This is a genomic window from Shinella sp. HY16, assembly GCF_028534175.1.
In the GTDB taxonomy this organism is placed as follows: domain Bacteria; phylum Pseudomonadota; class Alphaproteobacteria; order Rhizobiales; family Rhizobiaceae; genus Shinella.
Genome location: NZ_JAHYXL010000001.1, coordinates 3,015,947 through 3,042,638 on the forward strand (window position 1 = coordinate 3,015,947; position 26,692 = coordinate 3,042,638).

Annotated in this window: 21 protein-coding genes; 10 read left to right on the forward strand and 11 right to left on the reverse strand. The window is 63.3% G+C overall.

The window, feature by feature from the left end:
• Positions 1-19: 19 nt before the first annotated feature.
• From K0P03_RS14955 to K0P03_RS14990, 8 genes are all read left to right on the forward strand, one after another.
• Positions 20-2,479 (forward strand): glycogen/starch/alpha-glucan phosphorylase, encoded by a 2,460-nt coding sequence (locus K0P03_RS14955; protein ID WP_050743779.1) that lies wholly within the window; start codon positions 20-22, stop codon positions 2,477-2,479.
• Positions 2,479-4,692 carry a 1,4-alpha-glucan branching protein GlgB gene (glgB, locus tag K0P03_RS14960; protein ID WP_023513434.1) on the forward strand — a complete coding sequence of 738 codons (2,214 nt, stop codon included), beginning with the start codon at positions 2,479-2,481 and terminating at the stop codon, positions 4,690-4,692. Before K0P03_RS14955 ends, glgB begins: the two co-directional genes overlap by 1 nt.
• Before the next feature lie 22 nt (positions 4,693-4,714).
• Positions 4,715-5,977: a glucose-1-phosphate adenylyltransferase gene (gene glgC, locus K0P03_RS14965; protein WP_024270891.1), complete on the forward strand. Its 1,263-nt coding sequence runs from the start codon at positions 4,715-4,717 to the stop codon at positions 5,975-5,977.
• An 8-nt stretch (positions 5,978-5,985) separates the two neighbouring features.
• Positions 5,986-7,425: a glycogen synthase GlgA gene (glgA, locus tag K0P03_RS14970; RefSeq protein ID WP_272789965.1), complete on the forward strand. Its 1,440-nt coding sequence runs from the start codon at positions 5,986-5,988 to the stop codon at positions 7,423-7,425.
• A gap of 4 nt (positions 7,426-7,429) precedes the next feature.
• Positions 7,430-9,061 (forward strand): alpha-D-glucose phosphate-specific phosphoglucomutase, encoded by a 1,632-nt coding sequence (locus K0P03_RS14975; RefSeq protein WP_272789966.1) that lies wholly within the window; start codon positions 7,430-7,432, stop codon positions 9,059-9,061.
• Position 9,062: 1 nt separating this feature from the next.
• Positions 9,063-11,036 carry a glycogen debranching protein GlgX gene (glgX, locus tag K0P03_RS14980; protein WP_272789967.1) on the forward strand — a complete coding sequence of 658 codons (1,974 nt, stop codon included), beginning with the start codon at positions 9,063-9,065 and terminating at the stop codon, positions 11,034-11,036.
• Between the two features lie 106 nt (positions 11,037-11,142).
• A complete protein-coding gene (locus K0P03_RS14985; protein ID WP_023514817.1) occupies positions 11,143-11,631 on the forward strand; it encodes a MaoC family dehydratase in 489 nt (162 codons plus the stop codon).
• Positions 11,628-12,152 carry a GNAT family N-acetyltransferase gene (locus K0P03_RS14990; protein ID WP_272789968.1) on the forward strand — a complete coding sequence of 175 codons (525 nt, stop codon included), beginning with the start codon at positions 11,628-11,630 and terminating at the stop codon, positions 12,150-12,152. Before K0P03_RS14985 ends, K0P03_RS14990 begins: the two co-directional genes overlap by 4 nt.
• Before the next feature lie 6 nt (positions 12,153-12,158).
• On the opposite strand, the gene K0P03_RS14995 is transcribed toward K0P03_RS14990, so the two are convergent.
• From K0P03_RS14995 to K0P03_RS15015, 5 genes are read right to left on the reverse strand one after another with little or no spacing between them, the layout of a single operon-like run.
• Positions 12,159-12,707: a sarcosine oxidase subunit gamma gene (locus K0P03_RS14995; protein WP_272789969.1), complete on the reverse strand. Its 549-nt coding sequence runs from the start codon at positions 12,705-12,707 to the stop codon at positions 12,159-12,161.
• Positions 12,700-15,693, reverse strand: coding sequence for a sarcosine oxidase subunit alpha (locus tag K0P03_RS15000; protein ID WP_272789970.1), 2,994 nt, complete (start codon positions 15,691-15,693; stop codon positions 12,700-12,702). Before K0P03_RS15000 ends, K0P03_RS14995 begins: the two co-directional genes overlap by 8 nt.
• Positions 15,690-16,034, reverse strand: coding sequence for a sarcosine oxidase subunit delta (locus K0P03_RS15005; protein WP_050743770.1), 345 nt, complete (start codon positions 16,032-16,034; stop codon positions 15,690-15,692). Before K0P03_RS15005 ends, K0P03_RS15000 begins: the two co-directional genes overlap by 4 nt.
• Positions 16,035-16,048: 14 nt before the next feature.
• The gene (locus K0P03_RS15010; RefSeq protein WP_023514822.1) at positions 16,049-16,444 is read right to left on the reverse strand and encodes a hypothetical protein; all 396 of its coding nucleotides are present in this window, start codon (positions 16,442-16,444) and stop codon (positions 16,049-16,051) included.
• Entirely contained in the window at positions 16,444-17,697 is a 1,254-nt protein-coding gene (locus K0P03_RS15015) for a sarcosine oxidase subunit beta family protein (RefSeq protein WP_024270892.1), read from the reverse strand. The genes K0P03_RS15010 and K0P03_RS15015 overlap by 1 nt, the downstream gene beginning before the upstream one ends.
• 327 nt (positions 17,698-18,024) lie before the next feature.
• Here K0P03_RS15015 and rpsU point away from each other — a divergent pair, with 327 nt between their 5' ends.
• On the forward strand, positions 18,025-18,252 hold the full coding sequence (rpsU, locus tag K0P03_RS15020) for a 30S ribosomal protein S21 (protein WP_024270893.1): 228 nt from the start codon (positions 18,025-18,027) through the stop codon (positions 18,250-18,252).
• Between the two features lie 223 nt (positions 18,253-18,475).
• Complete coding sequence (locus tag K0P03_RS15025) at positions 18,476-19,372, forward strand: tetratricopeptide repeat protein (protein ID WP_272789971.1); 897 nt, start codon at positions 18,476-18,478, stop codon at positions 19,370-19,372.
• A 118-nt stretch (positions 19,373-19,490) separates the two neighbouring features.
• Here K0P03_RS15025 and K0P03_RS15030 read toward each other — a convergent pair whose 3' ends face one another.
• The 6 genes from K0P03_RS15030 to K0P03_RS15055 form a co-directional block, all read right to left on the reverse strand.
• The gene (locus K0P03_RS15030; protein WP_023515779.1) at positions 19,491-20,891 is read right to left on the reverse strand and encodes an NAD(P)(+) transhydrogenase (Re/Si-specific) subunit beta; all 1,401 of its coding nucleotides are present in this window, start codon (positions 20,889-20,891) and stop codon (positions 19,491-19,493) included.
• A 10-nt stretch (positions 20,892-20,901) separates the two neighbouring features.
• A complete protein-coding gene (locus K0P03_RS15035; RefSeq protein WP_023515780.1) occupies positions 20,902-21,312 on the reverse strand; it encodes an NAD(P) transhydrogenase subunit alpha in 411 nt (136 codons plus the stop codon).
• A complete protein-coding gene (locus K0P03_RS15040) occupies positions 21,312-22,466 on the reverse strand; it encodes a Re/Si-specific NAD(P)(+) transhydrogenase subunit alpha (protein WP_272789972.1) in 1,155 nt (384 codons plus the stop codon). The genes K0P03_RS15035 and K0P03_RS15040 overlap by 1 nt, the downstream gene beginning before the upstream one ends.
• 87 nt (positions 22,467-22,553) lie before the next feature.
• A complete protein-coding gene (locus K0P03_RS15045; protein ID WP_023515782.1) occupies positions 22,554-22,778 on the reverse strand; it encodes an aa3-type cytochrome c oxidase subunit IV in 225 nt (74 codons plus the stop codon).
• 231 nt (positions 22,779-23,009) lie between these two features.
• Positions 23,010-23,783, reverse strand: coding sequence for an N-acyl amino acid synthase FeeM domain-containing protein (locus K0P03_RS15050; protein WP_050743768.1), 774 nt, complete (start codon positions 23,781-23,783; stop codon positions 23,010-23,012).
• A 184-nt stretch (positions 23,784-23,967) separates the two neighbouring features.
• Positions 23,968-26,277, reverse strand: coding sequence for a putative bifunctional diguanylate cyclase/phosphodiesterase (locus K0P03_RS15055; RefSeq protein ID WP_024270896.1), 2,310 nt, complete (start codon positions 26,275-26,277; stop codon positions 23,968-23,970).
• Between the last annotated feature and the right edge of the window lie 415 nt (positions 26,278-26,692).

Sequence of the window (26,692 nt, forward strand, 5' to 3'; positions counted from 1 at the left end):
GAGGGGGCAAAGTTCACCAATGATGAACCGGGTTACCAACAACGATCTCGCTCCCGCCCCCCGATCATCCGATCGCGAACAACTTGCGACCGAGCTTCTGGAGCGCCTCAAATATCGTATCGGCAAGGACCCGAAAGTGGCCAAGCCGCATGACTGGCTGACGGCGGCGATCCTCGTCGCGCGCGATCGCATCACCGACAAGTGGATGGACTCCACCCGCCGAACCTATGCAACGGGCGCAAAGCGCGTCTACTATCTATCGCTTGAATTTCTCATTGGCCGCCTGATGCGCGACGCCATGACGAATATCGGCATCATGGACGAGATGCGCCACGCGCTCGCCTCGCTCGGCGTCGATCTCGACATCATCGCCGAACTGGAGCCGGATGCTGCCCTCGGCAACGGCGGCCTCGGGCGCCTTGCCGCCTGTTTCATGGAAAGCATGGCGACGGTCGACGTGCCGGCCTATGGCTACGGCATCCGCTACGTGCACGGCCTCTTCCGCCAGCAGATGGCGGACGGCTGGCAGGTGGAGCTTCCGGAAACCTGGCTCGCCCACGGCAATCCCTGGGAGTTCGAGCGGCGCGAAAGCTCCTACGAAATCGGCTTCGGCGGCGCCGTGGAAACGATCAATATCGGCGAGGACAAGCAGCGCTTCGTCTGGAAGCCGGCCGAACGCGTCATCGCGACGGCCTATGACACGCCGGCCGTCGGCTGGCGGGCCAAGCGCGTCAACACGCTGCGCCTGTGGGCCGCCAACCCGATCGACCCGATCCTGCTCGATGCGTTCAATGCCGGCGACCATATCGGCGCCCTGCGCGAGAGCAACAAGGCGGAGAGCCTGACGCGCGTCCTCTACCCGGCCGACGCCACCTCCGCCGGCCAGGAACTGCGCCTCAGGCAGGAGTTCTTCTTCTGCTCCGCCTCGCTGCAGGACATCCTGCGCCGCCACCTGCAGCAATATCCCGATTTCACGTCACTGCCGGATGCCGTGGCGATCCAGCTGAACGACACGCACCCGGCCATTTCCGTCGCCGAACTGGTGCGATTGCTCACCGACGTGCACGGCATCGAGTTCGATACGGCCTGGGATATCGCCCACCGCACCTTCTCCTACACCAACCACACGCTGCTGCCGGAAGCACTGGAAAGCTGGCCGGTGCCGCTGCTTGAGCGCCTGCTGCCACGCCATATGCAGATCGTCTACGCGATCAATGCCAAAATTCTCATCGTGGCACGCAAGGAAAAGGGTTTCGAGGATCAGCGCATCCGCAACATCTCGCTGATCGAGGAATCGGGCGAGCGGCGTGTGCGCATGGGCAATCTCGCCTTCGTCGGCTCGCACTCGATCAACGGCGTTTCGGCACTGCATACCGAACTGATGAAGGAAACGGTCTTCGCCGACCTGCACAAGCTCTATCCGGACCGCATCAACAACAAGACCAACGGCATCACGCCACGCCGCTGGCTGATGCAGTGTAATCCGGGGCTTTTCAACCTGATCCGCGAAGCGATCGGCGATGCCTTCATGGACGATGCCGAGGCGCTGAAGGCGCTCGACGCCTTCGCTGACAACCGAGATTTCCAGGAGCGTTTCGCCGCGATCAAGCGGGAGAACAAGAACCGCCTCGCCAATCTCGTCGGCAGCCGCATGGGCGCCAGGATCGATCCCGCCGCGATGTTCGACATCCAGATCAAGCGCATCCACGAATACAAGCGCCAGCTGCTGAACATCATCGAGGCCGTGGCGCTCTATGACCAGATCCGCTCGCACCCGGAACTCGACTGGGTTCCCCGGGTAAAACTCTTCGCAGGCAAGGCGGCGCCGAGCTACCACAACGCCAAGCTGATCATCAAGCTCGCCAACGACGTGGCGAAGGTCATCAACAATGACCCGGCGGTGCGCGGCCTGCTCAAGGTCGTCTTCGTTCCGAACTACAACGTCTCGCTCGCCGAGATCATGGTGCCGGCCGCCGATCTTTCGGAGCAGATTTCCACTGCGGGCATGGAAGCGTCTGGAACCGGCAACATGAAGTTCGCGTTGAACGGCGCGCTGACGATCGGCACGCTCGACGGAGCCAATGTCGAGATGCGCGACCATGTGGGCGAGGAGAACATCGTGATCTTCGGCATGACGGCGGAAGAGGTGGCGAAGGTCAGGGCCGAGGGGCACAATCCACGCGCCATCATCGAGCAATCGAAGGAGCTGTCGCAGGCGCTCGCCGCAATCTCCTCGGGCGTTTTCTCGCCTGATGACCGCAACCGCTTCGCCGGTCTCGTCGATGGCCTCTACAATCACGACTGGTTCATGGTCGCAGCCGATTTCGACGCCTATGCCAGAGCCCAGCGCGATGTCGATGCCATCTGGAACGACAAGGCATCCTGGTACTCCAAAACCATCCGCAACACGGCCCGCATGGGCTGGTTCTCGTCCGATCGCACCATTCGCCAATACGCCAAGGAAATCTGGAGAGCCTGATGACCGCACCGCCGAAAAAAGGCACGACGGGGGGACCGTCAGAGCTTCTGGCGAAGGCAGACATCGACGCGATCTTGGAAAGCCGGCACTGGGACCCGTTCGCAGTGCTCGGCCTGCACGCGGCCGGCGACGGCCATGTCGCCCGCTGCTTCCTGCCCGGCGCCGCAGAGGTGACCGCCGAGACGCTCTCGGGCAAGGAGATCGGCGTGCTGACGCAGGTCGATCCGGCCGGCATCTTCGCCGGCGAGGTCTCCCTCAAGAAGCTTCAGCCGATCCGCTACCGCGCACGCAATGACAGCGGCGAGTGGGTGGTGGTCGATCCCTATTCCTTCGGCCCGGTGCTCGGCCCGATGGACGACTACTACATCCGCGAAGGCTCGCATCTTCGCCTCTTCGACAAGATGGGCGCTCATCCAATGACGCTCGAGGGCATCGAGGGCTTCCACTTCGCCGTCTGGGCGCCAAATGCCAAGCGGGTCTCCATTGTCGGCAACTTCAACAACTGGGACGGCCGGCGGAATGCGATGCGGCTACGCCGCGACACAGGCATCTGGGAAATCTTCCTGCCCGGCATCACCACCGGCCATGCCTACAAATACGAGATCGTCGGCATCGACGGCGAGGTCCTGCCGCTGAAGGCCGATCCTTTCGCCCGCCGCTCGGAGCTCCGCCCCGCCAACGCCTCCATGACGACAGGGCCGATCGACCAGGCCTGGGAGGACAAGGCGCACCTGGCGCACTGGGCCTCGGCGGACGCCCGCCGCCAGCCGATCTCGATCTACGAGGTGCATGCCGGTTCCTGGCAGAAGAACGACAATGGCGACTTCCTCACCTGGGACGAACTGGCGAACCGCCTGATCCCCTACTGTGTCGACATGGGCTTCACCCATATCGAGTTCCTGCCGATCTCGGAATTCCCCTTCGACCCGTCCTGGGGCTATCAGACGACCGGCCTCTACTCGCCGACCGCCCGCTTCGGCGAGCCGGAGGGTTTTGCCCGCTTCGTCAACGGCTGCCACAAGGTGGGCATCGGCGTCATCCTCGACTGGGTGCCAGCGCATTTTCCGACCGATGCGCATGGCCTTGGTCACTTCGACGGCACAGCACTCTATGAGCACGAGGATCCGCGGCAAGGTTTTCATCCGGACTGGAACACCGCGATCTACAATTTCGGCCGCGCCGAGGTCCTGTCCTACCTCATCAACAACGCGCTCTACTGGGCAGAAAAATTCCATCTCGACGGCCTACGCGTCGATGCGGTCGCCTCGATGCTCTATCTCGACTATTCGCGCAAGCACGGCGAATGGGTGCCGAACGAATATGGCGGCAACGAGAACCTGGAGGCCGTGCGCTTCCTGCAGTCGATGAACGCCCATGTCTATGCCGCCCATCCCGGCATCCTGACCATCGCGGAGGAATCCACCTCCTGGCCGAAGGTTTCGGCGCCGGTGCACGACGGTGGCCTCGGGTTCGGCTTCAAGTGGAACATGGGCTTCATGCACGACACGCTGCAATATCTGTCGCGCGAGCCGGTGCACCGCAAGTTCCACCACAATGACATGACCTTCGGCCTGCTCTATGCCTTCACGGAAAACTTCGTGCTGCCGCTCAGCCATGACGAGGTCGTGCACGGCAAGGGCTCGCTGATCGCCAAGATGGCCGGCGACGACTGGCAGAAATTCGCGAACCTGCGCGCCTATTACGGCTTCATGTGGGGTTATCCCGGCAAGAAGCTGTTGTTCATGGGCCAGGAATTCGCGCAATGGCAGGAGTGGAGCGAGGCCCGCGCACTCGACTGGAACCTGCTCGAATATCCGCTGCACGAAGGCATGCGCCGGCTCGTGCGGGATCTCAACGGCACATACCGCCGCAAGGCGGCGCTGCATGCGCGCGACTGCGAAGGCGACGGCTTCGAATGGCTGATTGCCGACGACCGGGAGAATTCCGTCTTCGCCTGGCTGCGCAAGGCGCCGGGTGAGAAGCCGATCGCCATCGTCACCAACTTCACCCCCGTCTATCGCGAGAATTATGGGGTCCCGCTGCCGGTGGAGGGCCGCTGGCGGGAAATCCTCAACACCGACGCCGAAATCTACGGCGGCAGCGGCAAGGGCAACGGCGGCGCCGTACAGGCCAAGAAACAGGCAAATGGAAGAATAACAGCCACGATCACCCTGCCGCCGCTGGCGACGCTGATGCTCGAGCTGGACGCATAAATTCGACTGTCGGGAGGACACTATGGAGCAAAAGCGGATTCAACCCCTCGCCCGTGACGCGATGGCCTATGTTCTGGCGGGGGGGCGCGGCAGCCGCCTCAAGGAACTGACAGACCGGCGCGCCAAGCCCGCCGTCTATTTCGGCGGCAAGGCGCGCATCATCGATTTCGCCCTCTCCAATGCGCTGAACTCCGGTATCCGCCGCATCGGCGTCGCTACCCAGTACAAGGCGCATTCGTTGATCCGTCACCTGCAGCGTGGCTGGAACTTCTTCCGCCCCGAGCGCAACGAGAGCTTCGATATCCTGCCCGCCAGCCAGCGTGTGTCCGAAACACAGTGGTACGAGGGCACCGCCGATGCCGTCTACCAGAATATCGACATCATCGAGGACTACGGCGTCGAATACATGGTCATCCTCGCCGGCGATCATATCTATAAAATGGACTACGAGCTGATGCTCCAGCAGCACGTCGATTCCGGCGCGCAGGTCACCATCGGGTGCCTGGAAGTGCCGCGCATGGAAGCAACCGGCTTCGGCGTCATGCATGTCGACGACAAGGACCAGATCATCGCCTTCGTGGAGAAGCCGGCCGATCCGCCGAGCATTCCCGGCAATCCCGACATGGCGCTCGCCTCCATGGGCATCTATGTCTTCCACACGAAGTTCCTGATGGACCTCCTGCGGCGCGACGCCGCCGACCCGACGTCGAGCCGCGATTTCGGCAAGGACATCATCCCCTACATCGTCGAGCACGGCAAAGCCGTCGCCCATCGTTTCACCGCCTCCTGCGTGCGCTCCGATTTCGAGCGCGAGGCCTATTGGCGCGACGTCGGCACGGTCGATGCCTATTGGCAGGCCAATATCGACCTCACCGACATCACCCCGGAACTCGACATCTACGACAGCTCCTGGCCGATCTGGACCTTCGCCGAGATCAAGCCGCCGGCAAAGTTCGTGCATGACGACGAGAACCGCCGCGGCTCGGCGATCTCCTCGCTCGTCTCCGGCGATTGCATTATCTCCGGCTCGACGCTGCATCGCAGCCTCCTCTTCACGGGCGTGCGCGCCAACTCCTATTCCCGTCTCGAAGGCGCCGTCGTGCTGCCCAACGTCATGATCGGCCGCCATGCCAACCTCAGGAATGTCGTCATCGACAGGGGCGTCGTCATTCCGGAAGGCCTCGTCGTCGGCGAGGACCCGGTGCTCGATGCCAAGCGTTTCCGCCGGTCGGAAGGCGGCATCTGCCTCATCACCCAACCCATGATCGACAAGCTGGAGCTCTAGTCGTCCTCATGAACATCCTTTCGGTGGCATCCGAAGTATTCCCGCTGATCAAGACGGGAGGCCTCGCCGACGTCGCCGGCGCATTGCCGATCGCACTCGCCGGGCATGGAACGCACATGCGCACGCTCATGCCCGGTTACCCCGCGGTCATGCAGCGGCTGGGAAGCGTCGAGGTGGTCGCCACCTTCGACGACCTTCTCGGCGAACCTGCGCGCATCCTCGCCACCGTGCACGAGGGTCTCGATATCCTCGTACTCGATGCCCCCGGTTTCTTCGACCGGCCAGGCGGGCCCTATACGGACGCCACGGGCAAGGATTTCGTGGACAACTGGCAGCGCTTCGCCGCCCTGTCCTTCGCAGGCGCGGAAATCGCCCGCGGCCTGTTGCCGGACTGGCGGCCGGACATCGTGCATGCCCATGACTGGCAGGCGGCAATGACGGCCGTCTACATGCGCTATACCGGCCTGCAGCACATTCCCACCATCGTCACCGTGCACAACCTCGCCTTCCAGGGCCAGTTCGGTGCCGATATCTTCCCGGGCCTCGGCCTGCCGCCGGAAGCCTTCACCGTCGACGGGCTCGAGTATTACGGCGATGTCGGCTTCCTCAAGGGCGGCCTGCGCACCGCCTGGTCGATCACCACGGTCAGCCCCACCTATGCCCACGAGATCATGACGCCAGACTATGGCATGGGGCTCGAAGGCCTGATCAATGCCCGCGCCGGCGACCTCGTCGGCATCGTCAACGGCATCGACACCACCGTCTGGAACCCCGAAACCGACAACCAGATCGCCCGCCCCTACGCCGCCGGCTCGCTGAAGCAGCGCGCGGTCAACCGGCAGGCACTGGCCGAACGGTTCAATCTCGAACAGGACGACGGCCCGATCTTCTGTGTCGTCAGCCGCCTCACCTGGCAGAAGGGCATCGACCTCATCGCCGAAATCGCCGACTGGATCGTCGATCAGGGCGGCAAGCTCGCCGTGCTCGGTTCCGGCGACCAGGGCCTCGAGGGCGCCCTGCTCGCGGCGGCCTCCCGCCATCGCGGCCGCATCGGCATCGTCATCGGCTACAACGAGCCGCTGTCGCATCTCATGCAGGCCGGCGCCGACGCGATCCTCATCCCCTCGCGCTTCGAGCCCTGCGGCCTCACCCAGCTCTATGGCCTGCGCTACGGCTGCATCCCGGTCGTCGCGCGCACCGGCGGCCTTGCCGATACCGTCATCGACGCCAACGAGGCCGCCCTTTCCGCCCGCGTCGCCACGGGCTTCCAGTTCACCCCGATCAATGCCGAAGGCCTGCGCCAGGCGCTGCGCCGCGTCTTCAAGGCCTGGCGCGAACCAAAAATCTGGGGCCGCATCCAGAACCAGGGTATGAAGTCGGACGTTTCCTGGGAAAACAGCGCCGCGCGCTATGCCGACCTCTATTCCAGCCTACTTTCGCGAGTGTAAGCCGATGACCATCAAGACCGTATCGACCACGCCCTATTCCGACCAGAAGCCCGGCACGTCCGGTCTGCGCAAGAAGGTCCCCGTCTTCCAGCAGAAGAACTATGCGGAGAACTTCATCCAGGCGATCTTCGATTCGCTGGAAGGCTTCGAGGGCCAGACGCTGGTGATCGGCGGCGACGGCCGCTACTACAATCGCGAGGTCATCCAGCTAGCCATCAAGATGGCCGCCGCCAACGGTTTCGGCCGCGTACTGGTCGGCCGTGGCGGCATTCTCTCGACCCCCGCTGCGTCCAATGTCATCCGCAAATACAAGGCCTTCGGCGGCATCGTTCTGTCGGCCAGCCACAATCCCGGCGGCCCGACGGAAGACTTCGGCATCAAGTACAATATCGGCAATGGCGGCCCGGCGCCGGAAAAGATCACCGACGCGATCTTCGCCCGCACCAAGGTCATCGACAGCTACAAGATATCCGACGTCGCCGACGTGAATCTTGACCTCGAAGGCACGCACGAAATCGAGGGAATGACGATCACCGTCATCGACCCCGTCGCCGACTATGCCGAGTTGATGGAACAGCTCTTCGATTTCAACGCGATCCGCGGCTTGCTCGCCGGCGGCTTCCGCGTCGTCTTCGACGCCATGAGCGCCGTCACCGGCCCCTATGCCAAGGAGATCCTCGAAAACCGCCTCGGCGCCACCAAGGGCTCGGTGCTCAACTTCATGCCGCTGCCGGACTTCGGCGGCCACCACCCGGACCCCAACCTCGTGCACGCCCGCGCGCTCTACGAGACGATGATGGCCGACGACGCGCCGGACTTCGGCGCCGCCTCCGACGGCGACGGCGACCGCAACCTGATCATCGGCAAGGGCATCTTCGTCACCCCGTCCGACAGCCTGGCGCTGCTCGCCGCCAACGCCCATCTTGCGCCCGGCTATGCCAAGGGCCTCGCCGGCATCGCGCGCTCCATGCCCACCTCGGGCGCCGCCGACCGCGTCGCGGAAAAACTCGGCATCGGCATTTTCGAGACGCCGACCGGCTGGAAATTCTTCGGCAACCTGCTCGACGCCGGCCTTGCCACGATCTGCGGCGAGGAGAGCGCCGGCACCGGCTCCGACCATGTGCGCGAGAAGGACGGCCTCTGGGCCGTGCTGCTCTGGCTCAACATTCTCGCCGTGCGCAAGGAAAGCGTTCTCGACATCGTCGAGCAGCACTGGGCGACCTACGGCCGCAACTACTATTCCCGTCACGACTACGAGGAAGTCGACACCGATGCCGCGAACGGTCTTGTGGCGAACCTGCGCGACCAGCTAGCCACCCTTCCCGGCAAGAGCTTCGGCTCCCTCACCGTCGCAACGGCAGACGATTTTGCCTACAACGACCCGGTGGACCAGTCGGTCAGCAAGAACCAAGGCATCCGCATCCTCTTCGAAGGCGGTTCGCGCGTGGTCTTCCGCCTCTCCGGCACCGGCACCTCGGGCGCGACCCTGCGCGTCTACGTCGAGCGCTTCGAGCCCGACGCCGCGCGCCACGACATCGACACGCAGGAAGCTCTCGCAGACCTCATCGCCGTCGCCGACGAGATCGCCGGCATCAAGACCCGAACCGGCCGCGATGCGCCGACCGTGATCACCTGAGATGACGATCACCGCCCCTTCCTTCGCGCCGGGCGCCACGCTCTCCGGGGACGGGGTGGAGTTCGCGGTCTATTCGCACAACGCCGGCCGGGTCGAGCTTTGCCTGTTCGACAACAATGGCGACAAGGAACTCGCCCGCCTCGCAATGGGGCGGGACGAGAACGGTTTCCACCGTGTCTTCGTCGAAGGCGCGACCGCTGGAACATGCTACGGCTTCCGCGCCGATGGTATCTATTCCCCCGACCACGGCCTCTGGTTCGACCCGACAAAACTGCTCGTCGATCCCTATGCCAAGAAAATCGACCGCCCCTTCGTGCACGACGGCCGCCTCACCCGCTTCGGTGTCGAGACGGCGGATATCGTGCCGAAGGCCATCGTCACACGAAACCGGCCGGTCGATGTAAAAGCGCCGCTCTTCCGCCCCGGTGGCTTCGTCTACGAGGTAGCGGTGCGCAGCTTCACCATGCTGCACCCCGACGTGCCGGAGGCGGTGCGCGGAACCGTCGGCGCGCTTGCCCATCCCGCCGTGCTCGCCCATCTCAAGCGCCTCGGCGTCGATGCCGTCGAGCTGATGCCGATCACCGCCTGGATCGATGAACGCCATCTGCCGCCTCTCGGTCTTTCCAACAGCTGGGGCTACAACCCGATCGCGCTGATGGCGCTCGATCCGCGCCTCGTTCCCGGCGGCATGAAGGAACTCGCCGACACCGTCGCGGCACTGCGCGCCGAAAACATCGGCGTCATCCTCGACCTCGTCTTCAACCATTCCGGCGAGAGCGACCGCCACGGCGCGACGCTCTCCATGCGCGGCCTCGACAACCTCACCTATTACCGCCATGTGGAGGGCCGCCCCGGCGAGCTGATCAACGACACCGGCTGCGGCAACACCATCGCCGGGGAACACCCGATCGTACGCCAGCTCGTGCTCGACAGCCTGCGCCATTTCGTGCGCCATGCCGGCGTCGATGGCTTCCGCTTCGACCTTGCCACCATCCTCGGCCGCGAGGCGGACGGTTTTTCCGCAAGGGCCGCGCTGCTCTCGGAAATCTGCGCCGACCCGCTGCTCAAGGACCGCGTGCTGATCGCCGAACCATGGGACATCGGGCCCGGCGGCTACCAGCTCGGCAATTTCCCGGAACCCTTCCTCGAATGGAACGACCGCTATCGCGACGACACGCGCACCTTCTGGCGCGGTGACAGCCACCGACTCGGTGCCTTCGTCACCGCGCTTGCCGGCTCTTCCGACATCTTCTCCCGCCACGGCGGCGACCGCACCCGCTCCGTCAATTTCCTCGCCGCCCATGACGGCTTCACCCTGATGGACCTTGTCTCCCATACGGTGAAACACAATGAGGCGAACGGCGAGGACAACCGCGACGGCCACAACGAGAACCATTCGTGGAACAACGGCGCCGAGGGCGAGACGACGGACGGCGCGGTGCTCTCGGCCCGCCGGGCGGATGTGAAGGCGCTGCTGGCGAGCCTCTTCCTCTCGCGCGGCACCGTCATGCTGACGGCCGGCGACGAGGGCGGACGCAGCCAGAACGGCAACAACAACGCCTATTGCCAGGACAACGCCATCACCTGGATGCACTGGGACCGGCTCGACGACGGTCTGATCGAACACACCGCCATGCTCTCTGCCATTCGCAAGCGTTTCCCCGCCCTCACGGAAACGACCTTCTGGAGCGGCACCGGCGATATCGAATGGCGGACACTGGCAGGCACCCCAATGACGGTCGGCGACTGGGAAGCGCCGTTCGCCGGAACCCTGCTTGCCATCCTCAAGACGCCTGATCTACAGCAGCAGCGGATCGTCCATCTCGCAATCGCCATCAACCGGACGCATGGTGAGCAGGCGCTCGCCCTGCCACCACCGGAGGGACGCGACTGGACGAACCTGCTTTTCACCAACCATCCCGCGACCAGCCTTATCCATCCCCGCAGCGTCGAGATTTTTGTCGAAAAGCACTGATCTTCATTGTCCGGACAAACCATCTCTCTAAAGCATGTCGCGCAAACGCGCCGCGCTCTTGCGAGAATACCGAATCCAGGCGCGCATCGAGCGGCAGGAAAATCCTATGCCAGAGACCATTCACCTGAAGGACATCGGCACCCTCGTCGGCACCGAACTCGGCCTGTCGCGCTGGTTCACGGTCGACCAGACGATGATCGACCGTTTTGCCGAAGCGACGGAAGACCACCAGTTCATCCATACCGATCCCGTGCGGGCAGCCGCGGAAACGCCCTTCGGCGGCACGATCGCGCACGGCTTCCTGACACTCTCACTGCTTTCAGCAATGAACTACGATTGCGTGCCGCGCATCGTCGAGCAGACGATGGGCATCAACTACGGCTTCGAGAAGGTCCGCTTCATGACGCCGGTGAAAAGCGGAACGCGTGTGCGCGGCCGCTTCGTTCTCGCCGAAGCGCGCTTTCGCGGTGCCGGCATGGTGACCATCCGCTATGACGTCTCAGTGGAGATCGAGGACGAACGAAAGCCCGCCCTGACCGCCGACTGGATCACCATCATCCAGTTCGATCCCAAGGACCGGCCGGAGGACGTGTGAAAATCCGTCTCGCCGCACCGGAAGACATCGCGGTCCTCGGTGCCTGCGACTTTTCCTTCCTCGTCACCCGCGAAGCTGTACCACCTTTCGACGGCGACTGGTTGGCGCAGGCCCTGCCTGTGGAGCCCTATGCCAAGAGCTACGGCTTCGACGCGGATGACCTCAAAGCCGACCTGAACGACGAGAACAAGGCGCTCTTCGTCGTTGTCGGGGACGAGGCGCCGGTCGGCTATATCGTACTCTCGAAGGGATGGAACAATTTCGCCTTCATCGATGACATCGCCGTCGATACGGAGTGGCGTGGCACAGGCGCGGCGCAGCGCCTGATACAGCAGGCGTTTCGCTGGGCGAAGGACAACGGCCTGCCGGGTATTCGTCTCGAAACCCAGACGACCAATGTTGCCGCCTGCCGGTTCTATCTGCGTCAGGGTTTTACCCTCGGCGGCTATGACCGGCACCTGTACGAAGGGCTGTCCCCCGGGACGCGGGAGACAGCCCTGTTCTTCTATCGGTTCTTCTGATCGCGGTCAGAGCCCGGCGTCTTCCGCGCCCTCGGCAAGCAGGCCCAAGGCATAGGGCGAGAACGAGCGCCAGCATTCCACGCGATAATCTTCCTCGCCGGTGCGCAGGAGCACGATCTCGATCTTGCCGAGCACCGTGCGCGCCGCGGCGCCAACCGGGAAGATCGCATTGCCGAGATCGAGCGGGCAGCCACTGGCAATCGCTCCGGCCGCGTTGGGGCCGGAAACGAGGATCGCCGTGTTGCGATGCGAGACATCCGTCGCCGAATGCAGCGCGGAAACGCCCGATGCAATGCCCATCAGGTCGGCGCCGTTCTCGTCGATCAGCAGCCATTCGTCCGGCCCGAGCCAGAGCGCGTGGCGCCCGCTGACGGAGGCCGAGGTTTTCGGCCGTCTCGGCAGTTCGAGGCCGAAGGCCAGCGAAAGCGTGCCGATGGCATCTTCGCCTGCACGCAGCGAAAGACGGGTTGCGGGGGCGGCGGGCGTGACGCGTGCGCCGGCGGAACCACCATGACGGCCGGCGAGCGGCGCCTTGCGAAGAGCGTGATCAGCCATTGAGGCGTCCTCCTTCCTTGTCGATGAACACCATGTCGCTGACCTCGACCGCGATGGTACGGTCGGGCATCGGCACGTAGAGCGTCTGGCCCAGCCGTGCCTGACCACCAGCGACAAGCGCCATGGCGATCGAGCGGCCGCAGTTTTCCGACCAGTAGGACGAGGTCACATGGCCGAGCATTTTCATCGGCTTCGGCTCGTTCGGATCGGCGACGATCTGCGCGCCCTCCTCCAGAACAACGTTCGGATCCTTGGTCAAAAGGCCGACGAGCTGCTTGCGGCCTTCCTTGACGAGGTCCGGACGCTTCAGGCCGCGGATGCCGACGAAATCCGTCTTCTTCTTGGAGACGGCCCAGCTCAGGCTGGCATCGTGCGGCGTGACGGTGCCGTCCGTATCCTGGCCGACGATGATATAGCCCTTTTCGGCGCGCAGGACGTGCATCGTCTCCGTGCCGTAGGCGCAGGCGCCGAGCGGTTCGGCGCGGGCCCAGATGGCTTCCCAGACGGCCTGGCCGTAATCGGCGGGAACGTTGACTTCGTAGCCCGCTTCGCCGGTGAAGGACATGCGGAAAAGCCGCGTCGGCACGCCGCAGATCTTTCCTTCGCGCACGCTCATATGCGGGAAGGCTTCGTTCGAGATGTCGATGCCTTCGATGAGCGGCTCGAGGATTTCGCGCGCCTTCGGACCCTGCACGGCGATGACTGCCCACTGTTCGGTGGTCGAGGTCAGCCAGACCTTCAGATGCGGGAATTCCGTCTGGAGATAGTCTTCCATGTGGTTCATGACGCGCGGCGCGCCGCCCGTCGTCGTCGTGACGTGGAAGCGATCCTCCGCGAGGCGCCCGACGACACCGTCGTCATAAACGAAACCATCTTCGCGCAGCATGATGCCGTAGCGGCAACGGCCGGGCTTCAGCGTATCCCAGGCGTTGGTGTACATCAGGTTCAGGAATTCGGCGGCATCGGGGCCGACTACTTCGATCTTGCCGAGCGTCGAGGCATCGAAGAGGCCGGCAGCGCTACGCACCGTGTGGCACTCGCGGTTGACCGCGTCGTGCATGGTTTCGCCCGGGCGCGGATAATACCAGGCACGCTTCCAGTTGCCGACATCCTCGAAGACGGCGCCGTGTGCTTCTTCCCAGGCATGGACAGGCGTCTTGCGCGCCGGATCGAACAGGTCGCCGCGCGAATGGCTGATCAGCGCGCCGAAGGTGACGGGCGTATAGGGCGCACGGAAGGTGGTGAGGCCGATCTTCGGGATCTCGCGGTTCAGCACTTCAGAGGCGATGGCAAGGCCATGGATGTTGGACAGCTTGCCCTGGTCCGTCGCCATGCCGTTGGTGGTGAAGCGCTTGATGTGCTCGATCGAGTGCATGCCTTCGCGCACGGCAAGGCGGATGTCCTTGGCGCAGACGTCGTTCTGGAAATCGACGAAAGCCTTGACGGTCGTATCGACGCCGGCGCCCTCGCCCGCGCCGGCCATGCCGCCGGTCCATTCGAAGGCGTTTTCACCCGAGAGCTCGACCTTGCCGCCGCCCTCGTTGCCGGTAGCGCGGGCCATCAGCTCGCCCGCGGCCAGCGATTCCTCGATGGTCGCCTGGAGGCCGTCCGTGCCATTGCACGAACCGACCGAGAGGCAATCCTGCGCATAGGTTCCCGGCAGAAAGCGGCCGGAGGCGGCATCATAGGCCACCTTGCCGCGCGACTGCGAGAAGAGATGGACGGAGGGCGTCCAGCCGGCGGACATCAGCAGCGCATCAACCGGGATGGCGCGGGCCGAGCCGCCGCCATTGCGGGCGACCGACATGGAGGAGACGCGCAGCTTGCCCTTGGTGTCGACGACCGAATGGCCGGTCAGCACCTCGATGCCAAGCTTGCGGGCTTCCGCCAGAACGGCTTCGCCCGGCTTCTCTCTGTTGTCGACGATGGCGGCGATGGTGACGCCGGCACGCTTCAGGTCAAAGGCGGCCTCATAGGCCGAATCACTCGCCGTGTAGACGCCAACCTTGCGGCCGACGGCGACGCCGAAATGGTTGAGATAGGTACGCGCCGCTGAGGCGAGCATGATGCCCGGCCGGTCGTTGTTGGCGAACACCATATGGCGCTCGATCGAGCCGGTAGCCAGGATGACGCGCTTGGCACGGACCTGCCACATCCGCTCACGCGGCAGCTTCTTGTCAGGCTTTGCGAGGTGGTCGGTGACGCGCTCGACGAGGCCGACGAAATTGTGGTTGTAGTAGCCGAAGGCCGTCGTGCGGGTGAGGACGGTGACGTTCTCCATCGCCTTCAGCCTGGCGGCCGTCGCCTGCGCCCAGTCGTAGCCGTTCCGGCCGTCGATCGTCACCGACGTGTCGTAATGCAGCGCACCGCCGACTTCCGGCTGCTCGTCGCAGAGGATGACGCGCGCGCCGGCTTCGGCAGCGGCAAGTGCTGCCGAAAGGCCGGCGACGCCGCCACCGGCGACGAGCACGTCGCAATAGGCATAGCGGCTGGCGTAGTGGTCCGGATCCTCTTCCGTCGGCGCGACGCCGAGGCCGGCGGCCTTGCGGATGAAGGGCTCGTAAACCTTTTCCCAGGCGGCCTTCGGCCACATGAAGGTCTTGTAGTAGAAACCGGCGGCGAAGAACGGCGACATCAGGTTGTTGACGCCGCCGATATCGAAGGCGAGCGACGGCCAGCGATTCTGCGAAGAAACCTTCATGCCGTCAAAGACTTCCTGCACCGGCGCGCGCACGTTCGGCTGGCGGCGGGCGGCATCGCGCGAAACATCGATCAGCGCGTTCGGCTCTTCCGGGCCTGCCGACAGGATGCCGCGCGGGCGATGGTACTTGAACGAGCGGCCGACGAGGTGCACGCCGTTGGCGAGCAGCGCCGAGGCGACGGTATCGCCTTCCAGCGCGTCGAATGTCTTTCCGTCGAAGGTAAAACGCGCTGTCTTGGCCGGCGTCAGGCGGCCCTGACCGGCAATGCGATTGGCGCCGCTCATTGCGCGGTTCCTTCCGTGGTTTCAAAGGTTTCGGCGGGTTTTTCGGTGGTTGTCGGCGCACCGGAGAGATCAGGCTTAGGCTCGCCCGCCTTGTAGCTCATGACGAACTTGTCGCTCACCGTGTCGCGTGCCGCGTTGAAGAAGCGGCCGCAGCCATGGATATGGCGCCAGCGTTCGAAGATCAGGCCCTTCGGGTTGTCGCGCAGGAAGAAATACTCCTGGAACTCCTCGTCGGTGATATCGGCCATGTTGGTCGGCCGGGCGATGTGCGCGTCGCCACCGTGGCGGAATTCGAGCTCCGAGCGCTCTTCCTCGCAGTAGGGGCAGTAGATCAGCAGCATGGTATCCTACCTGTTTAAAGCTCTGGTTCCGTCACGAGCGTGCCGGGTTCCTGGTCGCAAAGTCGCTGGCCCATGGAGACGAAGGGCACAAGCCGATAAAGCAGTTGCGCGCTATCCTCGTAGGGGGCCAGCACATCCGTTATTCCGACATTGGCCATACTCATCGCAAAGAGGTTGATGTCGATGTTGTAGGCGCGTTCCATGTCGTCGCCGGGGATGAAGTAGACCACCCGTTCGCCGAGCATCGTCGTGCACCCCAACATCCCGCTCTCCGCGAGAAAGGGCCAGTTCCGCTCGCCGGCCGCCTTGCGGATCGTCTGGAAACGGAAATCATCAGGCTCGGGAATGATCGAGCCCGCCGGCATCACACCGGCCGTCATCAGCAACCCGGCAAGGAGCGCGCCGTTCATCAATGGGCCACGGCCGCCGCCGCGGCCTCGTCGATGAGGCGGCCTGTACGGAAGCGGTCCAGCGTCAGGCCGGAAGCCAGCTTGTGCGGCTCACCCTTCGCGATGAGGTGCGCGAAGAGATGGGCCGAACCCGGCGTCGCCTTGAAGCCGCCGGTGCCCCAGCCGCAATTGACGAAGAGGTTCTTCACCGGCGTCACGCCCTGGATCGCCGAACGATCCGGCGTGTTGTCGGTGATACCGCCCCACTGGCGCATCATCTTGACGCGTCTGAACATCGGGAAGAGTTCGCAGATCGCATCCAGCGTATGCGTGATGATCTGCAGACCGCCGGTCTGGGAATAGGAGTTGTACTGGTCCGTACCCGCGCCGATGACGAGTTCGCCCTTGTCCGACTGTGAGATATAGGCATGCACCGAGTTGGACATGACCACACAGGGGAAGATCGGCTTCATCGGCTCGGAAACCAGCGCCTGGAGCGGCACGGAATGCAGCGGCAGCTTGACATCGGCCATCGACAGGATGACCGAGTTGTGGCCGGAGGCCGACACCGCGATCTTCTTCGCGCCGATGAACCCCTTCGAAGTCTCCACACCCGTCACCGCGCCGTCGGGCCCGCGGCGGATGCCCTTGACCTCGCAGTTCTGGATGACATGCACGCCGCGATCCGACGCGGCACGGGCATAGCCCCAGGCGACGGCGTCGTGGCGGGCGGTGCCGCCGCGACGCTGGAGGGCCGCACCGTTGATCGGGTAGCGGGCGGAGGCAGAGATATCGAGAACCGGCACGAAATCCTTCGCCTGCTGCGGCGTCAGCCATTCGTTGTCGATGCCGTAGAGCCGGTTGGCATGGACATGGCGCTGGAAGGACTGCTTGTCGTGCACATTGTGCGACAGCATCATCACGCCGCGCGGCGAGTACATGACGTTGTAGTTGAGATCCTGGCTGAGGCCTTCCCAGAGCTTCAGTGAGTGCTCGTAAATGTCCATGCTCTCGTCATAGAGATAGTTCGAGCGGATGATCGTCGTGTTGCGGCCGGTATTGCCGCCGCCGAGCCAACCCTTCTCGATGACCGCGACATTGGTGATGCCGTGCTCCTTGGCGAGATAGTAGGCTGCGCCCAGGCCATGGCCGCCGCCGCCGACGATGATCACGTCATATTCCTTGCGCGGCTCGGGCGAGGTCCATTGCGCCTCCCAGCCCTTGTGGCCACGCATCGCCTCGCGGGCGACGGCGAAAACCGAATATTTGCGCATCCCATGTCCTCAAAATCGCGCCGGCCCGGCCGGCTTGTTTCCTACCCAGAAAGAAAGCAAATCCTGACGCACCGCGCCGTATCCTTTGCGACGCATTCAGGCGCACCTTGTACCACATGCGACATGAGCGTCACGGAAGCTTTGCCATGCTTTCCCACCGGCATCTCACAAATATCCTCAGCTTCCCGGCGCTTCAGGCTGGACTTCGCTGCTGCGATCTGGTATCCGACCCACCAATTGCCAGCCTGGTGGGCTGCGCGAACGCAATCTATTTGCCCGGCGACCCGTGCTCGGTGGGCGTACAACAAACAAAGGAACGGGATTCTCGTGCAGGTACTTGTCCGCGACAACAACGTTGATCAGGCTCTCCGCGCTCTCAAGAAGAAGATGCAGCGCGAAGGTATTTTCCGTGAAATGAAGATGCGCGACTTTTACGAAAAGCCGTCGCAGAAGCGTGCGCGTGAAAAGGCTGAAGCCGTCCGTCGCGTTCGCAAGCTGGCTCGCAAGCGCGCCCAGCGCGAAGGCCTCATCGGCGGTCGTCCCGGCGCCCGTTGATCGGCCGTCTTTTCGACGTTTTCGGATGCAAGACCGGGCGGGGGCGAACATTTCGCCGCCGCCTTTTTTGACGTGACCGGACGTTTTTTCACAGATGTGAAAGACTTCCCGTGCAATTCCGGGCGCTATCGCTACGCACCGTCGCCGGAATTGCTTTCAAGCGTAGCGTTTTCATCGCGCATGAGGCGCGACAGAAGCCCACTTTGAGGATTCGCACTTGGACATGGCTGCATCTACCGGGTTCCCGACCGACCGCTTCTCTCCCTCGGCTGCCCGCCTGCGCCGCCCCCTGATGGCCGCCGTCGCCGCCACGTCCATCGCGCTCCTTCTGACCGGCTGCCAGTCGACCGCTACGTCGACGGACGTGCTGAAGGTCGAGCGCGCCCAGGGCTCGGAAGAGAACATCTCCTCGCTCTCGGCAGTGATCACCGCAAACCCGCAGGACCCGGCCGGCTACAATGTGCGCGGCTCCGCCTATGGCCGCGCCGGCCAGTATCGCCGCGCGATCGACGACTTCAACCGCGCGATCGAGCTCAATCCGCGCTTCTACCAGGCCTACGCCAACCGTGCGCTCGTCGAGCGCAGCCAGGGCAATCAGGCGCAGGCGGCGAGCGACTACAACACTGCGCTGCAGCTCAGCCCGAACTACGACGTCGCCTATATCGGCCGCGGCAATCTCTATCGTCAGGCCGGCCGCCTCGACGAGGCCTTCCGCGACTTCAACCGCGCGATCGAACTCGATACGACCGATCCGCGCGCCTATCACAATCGCGGCCTGATCTTCCAGGCCCGCCGCCAGCACGACAAGGCCATCGAGGACTTCTCGAAGGCCATTTCGCTCTCGCCGAACTCGGCCGAGCCCTACAATGGTCGCGGCATTTCCTATGCCGCGCAGGGCGACGACGACAATGCGTTCCAGGACTTCAACACGGCGATCAACCTCGACGGCAAGCTTGCCGAATCCTGGGCAAACCAGGCGCTGATCTACGAGCGCCGCGGCGACATGGCCCGCGCGGCAAAATCCTATTCGCACGCCCTGAAGCTCGATCCGAACTACAAGCCGGCCAAGGACGGCCTTGCCCGCACAAGAGGCGCCGCCTCGGCTGCAAAGCCCGCTTAAGCTACGCACCTCTCGTTCGTCATCCTCGGGCCAGCCCGGGGTTCTCCTTCCAGGAGATTCTGAAACAAAAAAAGCCCGCGAGATGATCGCGGGCTTTTTTGTCTCGGGTGAAACCCTCTTAGTGGTTCATGGCCTTGACGATATCGTCGGTCATCTTCTTGGCGTCGCCGAGCAGCATCATCGTGCCGTCCTTGTAGAACAGCGTGTTGTCGATGCCGGCATAGCCGGAGCCGAGCGAGCGCTTGACGAAGAGGCAGGTCTTCGCCTTGTCGACGTCGAGGATCGGCATGCCGTAGATCGGCGAGGACTTGTCGTCGCGCGCCGCCGGGTTCGTCACGTCGTTGGCGCCGATGACATAGGCGACATCTGCCTGGGCGAACTCGGAGTTGATGTCCTCGAGCTCGAACACTTCGTCATAGGGCACGTTCGCTTCGGCGAGCAGCACGTTCATATGGCCCGGCATACGGCCGGCGACCGGATGGATCGCGTATTTCACCTCGACGCCGTTCTTCTTCAGCGCATCGGCAAGCTCGCGAACCGCATGCTGCGCCTGCGCCACCGCCATGCCGTAGCCCGGCACGATGATGACCTTGGAGGCGTTCGCCATCAGGAAGGCCGCGTCGTCGGCAGAACCCTGCTTGACCGTGCGCTGCACACCGTCATCCGCCGCTGCCGCGCCGCTGTCGCCGCCGAAGCCGCCAAGGATGACAGAGATGAACGAGCGGTTCATACCCTTGCACATGATGTAGGACAGGATCGCACCCGAGGAGCCGACCAGCGCACCGGTGATGATCAGCGCGAGGTTGCCGAGCGTGAAGCCGATGCCGGCCGCAGCCCAACCCGAATAGGAGTTGAGCATCGAGACAACGACGGGCATGTCGGCGCCGCCGATCGGCACGATGAGCAGCACGCCGAGCGCCAGCGCCAGAATGACGATCAGCCAGAAATCGAAATGGCTTTCCGACAGGGTCAGGCCGACGATGAAGAAGACGATCGCCGCGAGCAGCACGATGTTGATGACATGCCGGTAGGGCAGCATGATCGGCTTGCCGGACATGCGCCCGTCGAGCTTCAGGAAGGCGATGATCGAGCCGGTGAAGGTGATCGCGCCGATGGCGGCACCCAGCGCCATTTCGATGAGCGCCTGGCCGTGGATCTCGCCGACCTGGCCGAGGCCGAAGGACACCGGCGAGTAGAGCGCGGCGGCAGCGACCAGCACGGCGGCAAGGCCGACGAGCGAGTGGAAGCCCGCCACGAGCTGCGGCATCGAGGTCATCGGGATCGAGCGCGCGATATAGGCGCCGGCACCGCCGCCGATGGCAAGGCCGAGCACGATGAGCACGAGGCCACCGAAGGACGGCGTCGCGAGCAGCAGCGTCGTGCCGATGGCGATGCCCATGCCGATCATGCCGAGCATGTTACCGCGGCGGCTGGTCGTCGGATGCGACAGGCCGCGCAAGGCCATGATGAAGAGCACCCCGGAAACGAGGTAGAGGAAGGCTGCGAAGTTTGCGTTCATCGGGCCGCCCTCACTTCTCTTTTTTCTTGTACATCGCCAGCATGCGCTGGGTGACGAGGAAGCCGCCAAAGATGTTGACGGAGGCGAGGATGAGCGCGACGAAGCCGAAGCCGGTCGCCACACCCGAGAGCGAGATACCGACGGCGAGCAAAGCGCCGACGACGATGACCGAGGAGATGGCGTTGGTGACGGCCATCAGCGGCGTGTGCAGCGCGGGTGTCACCGACCAGACGACATAGTAGCCGACGAAAATCGACAGCACGAAGATCGCCAGACGGAAGACGAAAGGATCGATCGCCCCGCCGGAAACGCCGTGCGCCGCCGCAGCGGCCGCATCCGGCACATATTCGGAAGCGGCGCGGACAGCTTCCACCGCGCGTTCCAGATCGGTGATCGCCTTGTCGAGAAGTTCGTTCGCCATCACTTGCCCTCCCCTTGCTGAACGCTACCGCCAAAATTCGGGTGCACCACGGCACCGTCCTTCGTCAGCATCGTCGCCTTGACCAACTCGTCCTCGACATTGACCGAAACCGACTTCGTTTCCTTGTCGACCATGGTCTCCAGGAAGGTGAGAAGGTTCTTGGCGTAGAGCGCCGAAGCGGAGGCCGCGATACGGCCGGGCACATTGAGATAGCCGATGACCTTGACGCCTTCGACCTCGGCAACACGGCCGGCCTCGGCGCCCTCGATGTTGCCACCGCGCTCGACCGCGAGATCGACGGCAACGGAACCCGTGCGCATGGCCACCAGCATCTGGCGCGTCACAAGCCGGGGGGCAGGACGGCCGGGAATGAGCGCCGTCGTGATGATGATGTCCTGCTTGGCGATATGGTCGGCGACGAGCGCGGCCTGTTTCGCCTGATACTCCTTGGACATCTCTTTCGCATAGCCGCCGGCGGTTTCGGCGGCCTTGAACTCGTCGTCCTCGACGGCGATGAACTTGGCACCAAGCGAAGCGACCTGCTCCTTTGCGGCCGGGCGCACGTCCGTCGCGGAGACGGCGGCACCGAGGCGGCGCGCGGTCGCGATGGCCTGAAGGCCGGCAACACCGGCACCCATGACGAAGACTTTCGCGGCCGGAACCGTACCGGCAGCGGTCATCATCATCGGCATGGCGCGGTCGTATTCATGGGCGGCGTCGATGACGGCCTGATAGCCGGCAAGGTTCGCCTGCGAGGACAGAATGTCCATCGACTGGGCGCGTGTGATGCGCGGCATCAGTTCCATGGCGAAGGTGGTGAGACCGGCACTGGCCATCTCGGCGATGGCGGCTTCGTTGCCGTAGGGATCCATCGTGGCAATGACGATGGCGCCGGCCTTATAGGCGGCGATTTCGGCGGAGGTCGGCCGCCGGACTTTCAGGACGACGTCCGCTGCTCTTGCCTCTTCGGCCCCGACGATGCGTGCGCCGACAGCTTCGTAATCCGCATCCAGGATGCGGGAGGCAAGGCCGGCACCGGTTTCCACCAGCACGTCGAGCCCCAGGCTTTTCATTTTCTTGACTGTTTCAACGGAGCCCGCGACGCGGCCCTCCGCCGGATCACTTTCCCGTGCTACAAAAACACACTGACTCAAACCGTGGTCCTCCCCCCGAGACTGGCCGTGTTAAATCACGGCGCCGGAATGGCGCCGTGTGACAATCCGCAGATGCGGTTGTTTAGGTCAACGCAGCAGGAAGTAGCCGACGACGTTGAGAATGATGAGCAGCAGCAGCGCGCTGAAGAAACCGGCGCTGGTGAAGAAGCCGGCCGCCATGGCGATCAGCAGTGCGACGCAGAACAGCGTGCCGTATTTGGCGCCGGCGATGAAGAGGTCGTAGGTCTTCTCATGCTCCGGGTAATCCATCGCAGCGCCCGTCTCGACCGGTCCGGAATGATGTTCAGCCATAGTCTACCTTCTCCTAAGCACCCGCACCTGTCAGCGGAAAAGCCTCGCTGACAGGCACCGAAAACAGATTCCCTCAAGCGTGAAGACACGCGTCTTTCTGGCCATACACAATGGATCGGCAAAGCGCAACGGCAAGGCAGGCAGAGCGTTTCGACCTTTCTCGTTTCCGAAACAGAACGGGCCGGTTTCGCAAGAAACCGGCCCGTCATGCGACATCAAAACGCGGGGCGCTTATCCGGCAAAGGCATTTCCGGAAAGCTGGATGCGCTCGCCGCCGAAATGCGCGCGGCGCGCGGTCGGACGCACGGTCAAAGGGCTGAACGGCAGGCCGTCGCCCCGGGCAAACATCATGCGGCGCTCATAAGGTTCGGATTTGAAGAACGGGAAGCGCTGGTAGAGCGAGGGCAACGTCTCCTTGACATTGGTCGCCAGCAGCATCAGGTCGATAATGAACTTGCCGTGGTTGCTCTTCGGCGAAGCCACGAAATCGGCATCGAAGACGCGCTTGTAGAAGGCCGAATGCGCAGGCTTGACCATCTGCACACAACGGTCCGTCTGGAAGTAATCCGTCGCCATGGTGGCGATACGCAACGTCAGATACGGGATTGCCGGCATCTCGCTCCAGATTTCCGGGTCGGCGGCCAGACGAACCGGGTCGATCAGCGACATGCCCGCATCGAGGAAGGCATTGATTTCATCCGGAAAAACCTTTCCCGACGAAGTGACGCGGTGCTCCGGCGTGACGTGGTGCAGGCGCACCGTCGAGATCAGCCGCTCCTCGTAATAGATGCCGAAGACATAGGCATGGCTATCGAAATCGACCTCGTCGATCAGGACCGCCTGCTCGTCGAGATGCATGACGGCGCCCGCCTTGTAAGCCTTGTAGCGGATGCGGGCGACGTCTTCCATGTCCTCGCCCGTCTCGACGCGGCGGTACTCGATCCTGTCGAGCAGCCCCAGAAGCTTGTCCGAAAAGCGGTTGGTCGCCGTCTCTACGCTGGCCATTGTCCCCGTATCCTCGATTGCAAGAGCACCGGCAGCCACCGCGCTGCCACCATTACAATCGTCGATATAAGACAATTTGTGTAAAATACCATTCATTAACCTTAATAAATGGTTAACGCTAATTTTGAAGACACTGATACGCCGTATCGAATTCATACGTCACGGAGGAAGAAGACAGGAAGGATCAGGCGACGCGGCGGCCGCGGCGGCGGGATTCGCCGGATTTGCGGGCGAGAGTCTCGTAGAGATCACGCAGTGCGTCAGGCGACATGGGCGCCGCGAAGACATAACCCTGCACGAGATCGGCACACTCGTACTTGTTGATAAGCGCAAGCTGCTCGCGCGTTTCCACGCCCTCGACGACGATACGCAGGCCGAGTTCGCGGGAAAGGTTGACCGTGCCGCGCAGGAGCTTGAAGCGGCGAGGGTCCTCGCCGATGTTGCGCACGAAGGACCGGTCGATCTTGATGACATCGAGCGGCAGCTGGTCGAGATAGCTGAGGCTGGAATAGCCGGTGCCGAAATCGTCGATGGCGATGGTGATGCCGCGGGCACGCAGCTCCTGCAGGATGGCCTGCACCTTGACCGGCTCTTCCATGAGGCAGCTTTCGGTGACCTCCAGGTGCAGCCGGTGTGGCGCGAGCCCCGCCACTTCCAGCGCTTCGGCAACGAGGTCGATGATGCCGGTGCCACGCAGGTCCTGCACCGAGAGGTTCACCGAGACACCCATATGCGCCGGCCAGCCCGCGCAATCGGCGCAGGCACGCATGATCATGAAGCGCGTGATCTCGGAGACGATGCCCATCTCTTCGGCAAGCTGGATGAAGACGTTCGGCGGCACCGGACCACGCTCCGCATGCGTCCAGCGCGACAGCGCCTCGCAGCACTCGATGCGCGTGCCGTCGGGCACGAACATCGGCTGATAGGCGACGGACAGCGTGTTGCTGGCAAGTGCCTCGCGCAGATCGTCCTTGAGCTTCTGGCGATCCATGTAGCGTGCGTCCATCTCCTGCTCGAAGACGGTGACGCTGCCCTTGGCGCGCGACTTCGTCTCGAAGAGCGCGAGGTCGGCGCGGATCTGCATTTCCTCCAGCCGGAAATCGTCGCTCGAAACCATAACGGCACCGGCGCTGAAGGAGACGAGGAAGGTCATGCCGTCAAATTCGTAGGTACCGCGCAGCTGCTCGTGGAACCGGCGCATGCGCGCTTCGAGATCGCGGCGGTTGGTCTCGTTGGGGAAGAAGAGGATGAATTCGTCACCCATCAGATGACCGGCGAGCACCTTGTCGCCGGCAAGCTTGCGCAGCCGCTCGGCAATGGCGCACAGCAGCCGGTCGCCGGTAACGTGCCCCTTCATGTCGTTGACATGTTTGAAGTCGTCGACATCGAGCACCATGAAGCCGACCGTACCGGCCTTCTTGCGCTCGCCCAGCGCCTCCTGCACGAGATCGGTGAAGTAGGCGCGGTTCGGCAGGCCCGTGAGACTGTCGTAGCGCACCATGTGCAGGATCTTCTTTTCCGCCCGCACGCGTGCCGTCACATCCTCGAAAATAAGCACGGCGCCACCGTTTTCACGCGGCGAGGCGGTGAACTCCAGATAGAGCCCGTCCGTGACCTGCACCAGCGCGCGGGAACGCTCTCCCTTCAACAGCTCGTCGAGCTGGCGCAGGATCACCCTGCTCTGCTCGGTGTTGAGGAAGGTGTTGCGCACGCCGAACCTGAGGACGACGTCGAGATGGCAGTCTTTCAGCCGCTCCTGGTTGCCAAGATGCAGAAGCTCGCAAGCCCGGCGGTTTGCGACGAGGATACGGTGGTCGGCGTCCAGCATGAACAGGCCGTGCGGCATGTTGTTCAGCGCCGTGTCAAACCGGTCGGCGATGATGGAGACCTCGCGCGTCGCTAGCACGTTCTTGTAGAGAAACTCGCGCACGCCGTTCGCCATCATGCGCGTCGTCATCACGAAAGGCAGGATGAGCACCGCGAGCACGGCATGGTAGAAATCCTGAAGCCCCAGGAAGCCCACGACCATCGGAAAACATGCGGAAAAAGTCATGTAGTCAACGGCGCGTTTCGAACCGCAGTTGCGCCCGACGACGGAGACCATGGTGGCAAGTGTCACCGCGATCGTGGCAAGCTCGGCAAAGCTGTCGCGGCTGAAGAGCAGGCTGTACCCGCAGGACGTACCGAGCGCCAGCGTCGTACCGACGGCACCGAGATTGTACCAGTTCTCCCAGTAGCGGATGCCGTCCATGTCGAGCGCTGCGTGGTCCACCCGGTCGAAATGGCGCATGCCGACGGCACGCAGCGACCAGATGGCGATAACCAGCCCGCTCCAGATCAGGAAAAAGGGGTCGGCGGTCTTGGCGTAAACGAAGGAGAACGTGATGACATGCGAAATCATGCCCACGAAAAGGGTCTGGCGGTTCCCGTACAGCGAGCTGACGAACGACAGGTAGACATCAGCCGGCAGTGTGTTTTGACCCTTATCCTTCATGGACTCGGCACTCCCTTGACACGAGAGGGTTACCGACCAAAATTTAATGAATGATTTCGGGAAATTACCCAATAACGAGGGTATTGCCCTGCATCATTGCACGCGCACTCAACCCAGAGAAGACGCTCTCAACCTCATATTGCAATATTGAGGCCGTTCGCGCAGCCAACTCAACCTAACATGGGCCGCCCGCGCAATATCCTGTCTCCGGAGCGATACAGTATTACGCGCACGCAAAGCGAAAAAAGTCGTATATGCAATCGCTGTTTGCAAGCATGTAGTTAACAAGGCGTCGCCGAACCACACCGGGATTCCCCGAACCTAGATCAGTATATCCTTCCGTCTACCGCCTGGAAACCGGGCTTCGGCCGTCATTTCGCCAGAATGGGGGAATTGACTGATCGGAGATTTGATA

Excerpts from the sequence above, each read along its gene's own strand:
- K0P03_RS15005 (WP_050743770.1), bottom strand. The coding sequence starts at position 16,034 with ATGCTGCTGATCTACTGCCCCTACTGCGAGGAAGAGCGCTCGGAGCTC.
- K0P03_RS15045 (WP_023515782.1), bottom strand. The coding sequence starts at position 22,778 with ATGGCTGAACATCATTCCGGACCGGTCGAGACGGGCGCTGCGATGGAT.
- K0P03_RS15015 (WP_024270892.1), bottom strand. The coding sequence starts at position 17,697 with ATGCGCAAATATTCGGTTTTCGCCGTCGCCCGCGAGGCGATGCGTGGC.
- glgB (WP_023513434.1), top strand. The coding sequence starts at position 2,479 with ATGACCGCACCGCCGAAAAAAGGCACGACGGGGGGACCGTCAGAGCTT.
- glgX (WP_272789967.1), top strand. The coding sequence starts at position 9,063 with ATGACGATCACCGCCCCTTCCTTCGCGCCGGGCGCCACGCTCTCCGGG.
- K0P03_RS15025 (WP_272789971.1), top strand. The coding sequence starts at position 18,476 with ATGGCTGCATCTACCGGGTTCCCGACCGACCGCTTCTCTCCCTCGGCT.
- K0P03_RS15050 (WP_050743768.1), bottom strand. The coding sequence starts at position 23,783 with ATGGCCAGCGTAGAGACGGCGACCAACCGCTTTTCGGACAAGCTTCTG.
- K0P03_RS15000 (WP_272789970.1), bottom strand. The coding sequence starts at position 15,693 with ATGAGCGGCGCCAATCGCATTGCCGGTCAGGGCCGCCTGACGCCGGCC.
- K0P03_RS15035 (WP_023515780.1), bottom strand. The coding sequence starts at position 21,312 with ATGGCGAACGAACTTCTCGACAAGGCGATCACCGATCTGGAACGCGCG.
- glgA (WP_272789965.1), top strand. The coding sequence starts at position 5,986 with ATGAACATCCTTTCGGTGGCATCCGAAGTATTCCCGCTGATCAAGACG.
- K0P03_RS15055 (WP_024270896.1), bottom strand. The coding sequence starts at position 26,277 with ATGAAGGATAAGGGTCAAAACACACTGCCGGCTGATGTCTACCTGTCG.
- glgC (WP_024270891.1), top strand. The coding sequence starts at position 4,715 with ATGGAGCAAAAGCGGATTCAACCCCTCGCCCGTGACGCGATGGCCTAT.
- K0P03_RS15010 (WP_023514822.1), bottom strand. The coding sequence starts at position 16,444 with ATGAACGGCGCGCTCCTTGCCGGGTTGCTGATGACGGCCGGTGTGATG.
- K0P03_RS14975 (WP_272789966.1), top strand. The coding sequence starts at position 7,430 with ATGACCATCAAGACCGTATCGACCACGCCCTATTCCGACCAGAAGCCC.
- K0P03_RS15030 (WP_023515779.1), bottom strand. The coding sequence starts at position 20,891 with ATGAACGCAAACTTCGCAGCCTTCCTCTACCTCGTTTCCGGGGTGCTC.
- K0P03_RS14955 (WP_050743779.1), top strand. The coding sequence starts at position 20 with ATGATGAACCGGGTTACCAACAACGATCTCGCTCCCGCCCCCCGATCA.
- K0P03_RS14985 (WP_023514817.1), top strand. The coding sequence starts at position 11,143 with ATGCCAGAGACCATTCACCTGAAGGACATCGGCACCCTCGTCGGCACC.
- K0P03_RS14995 (WP_272789969.1), bottom strand. The coding sequence starts at position 12,707 with ATGGCTGATCACGCTCTTCGCAAGGCGCCGCTCGCCGGCCGTCATGGT.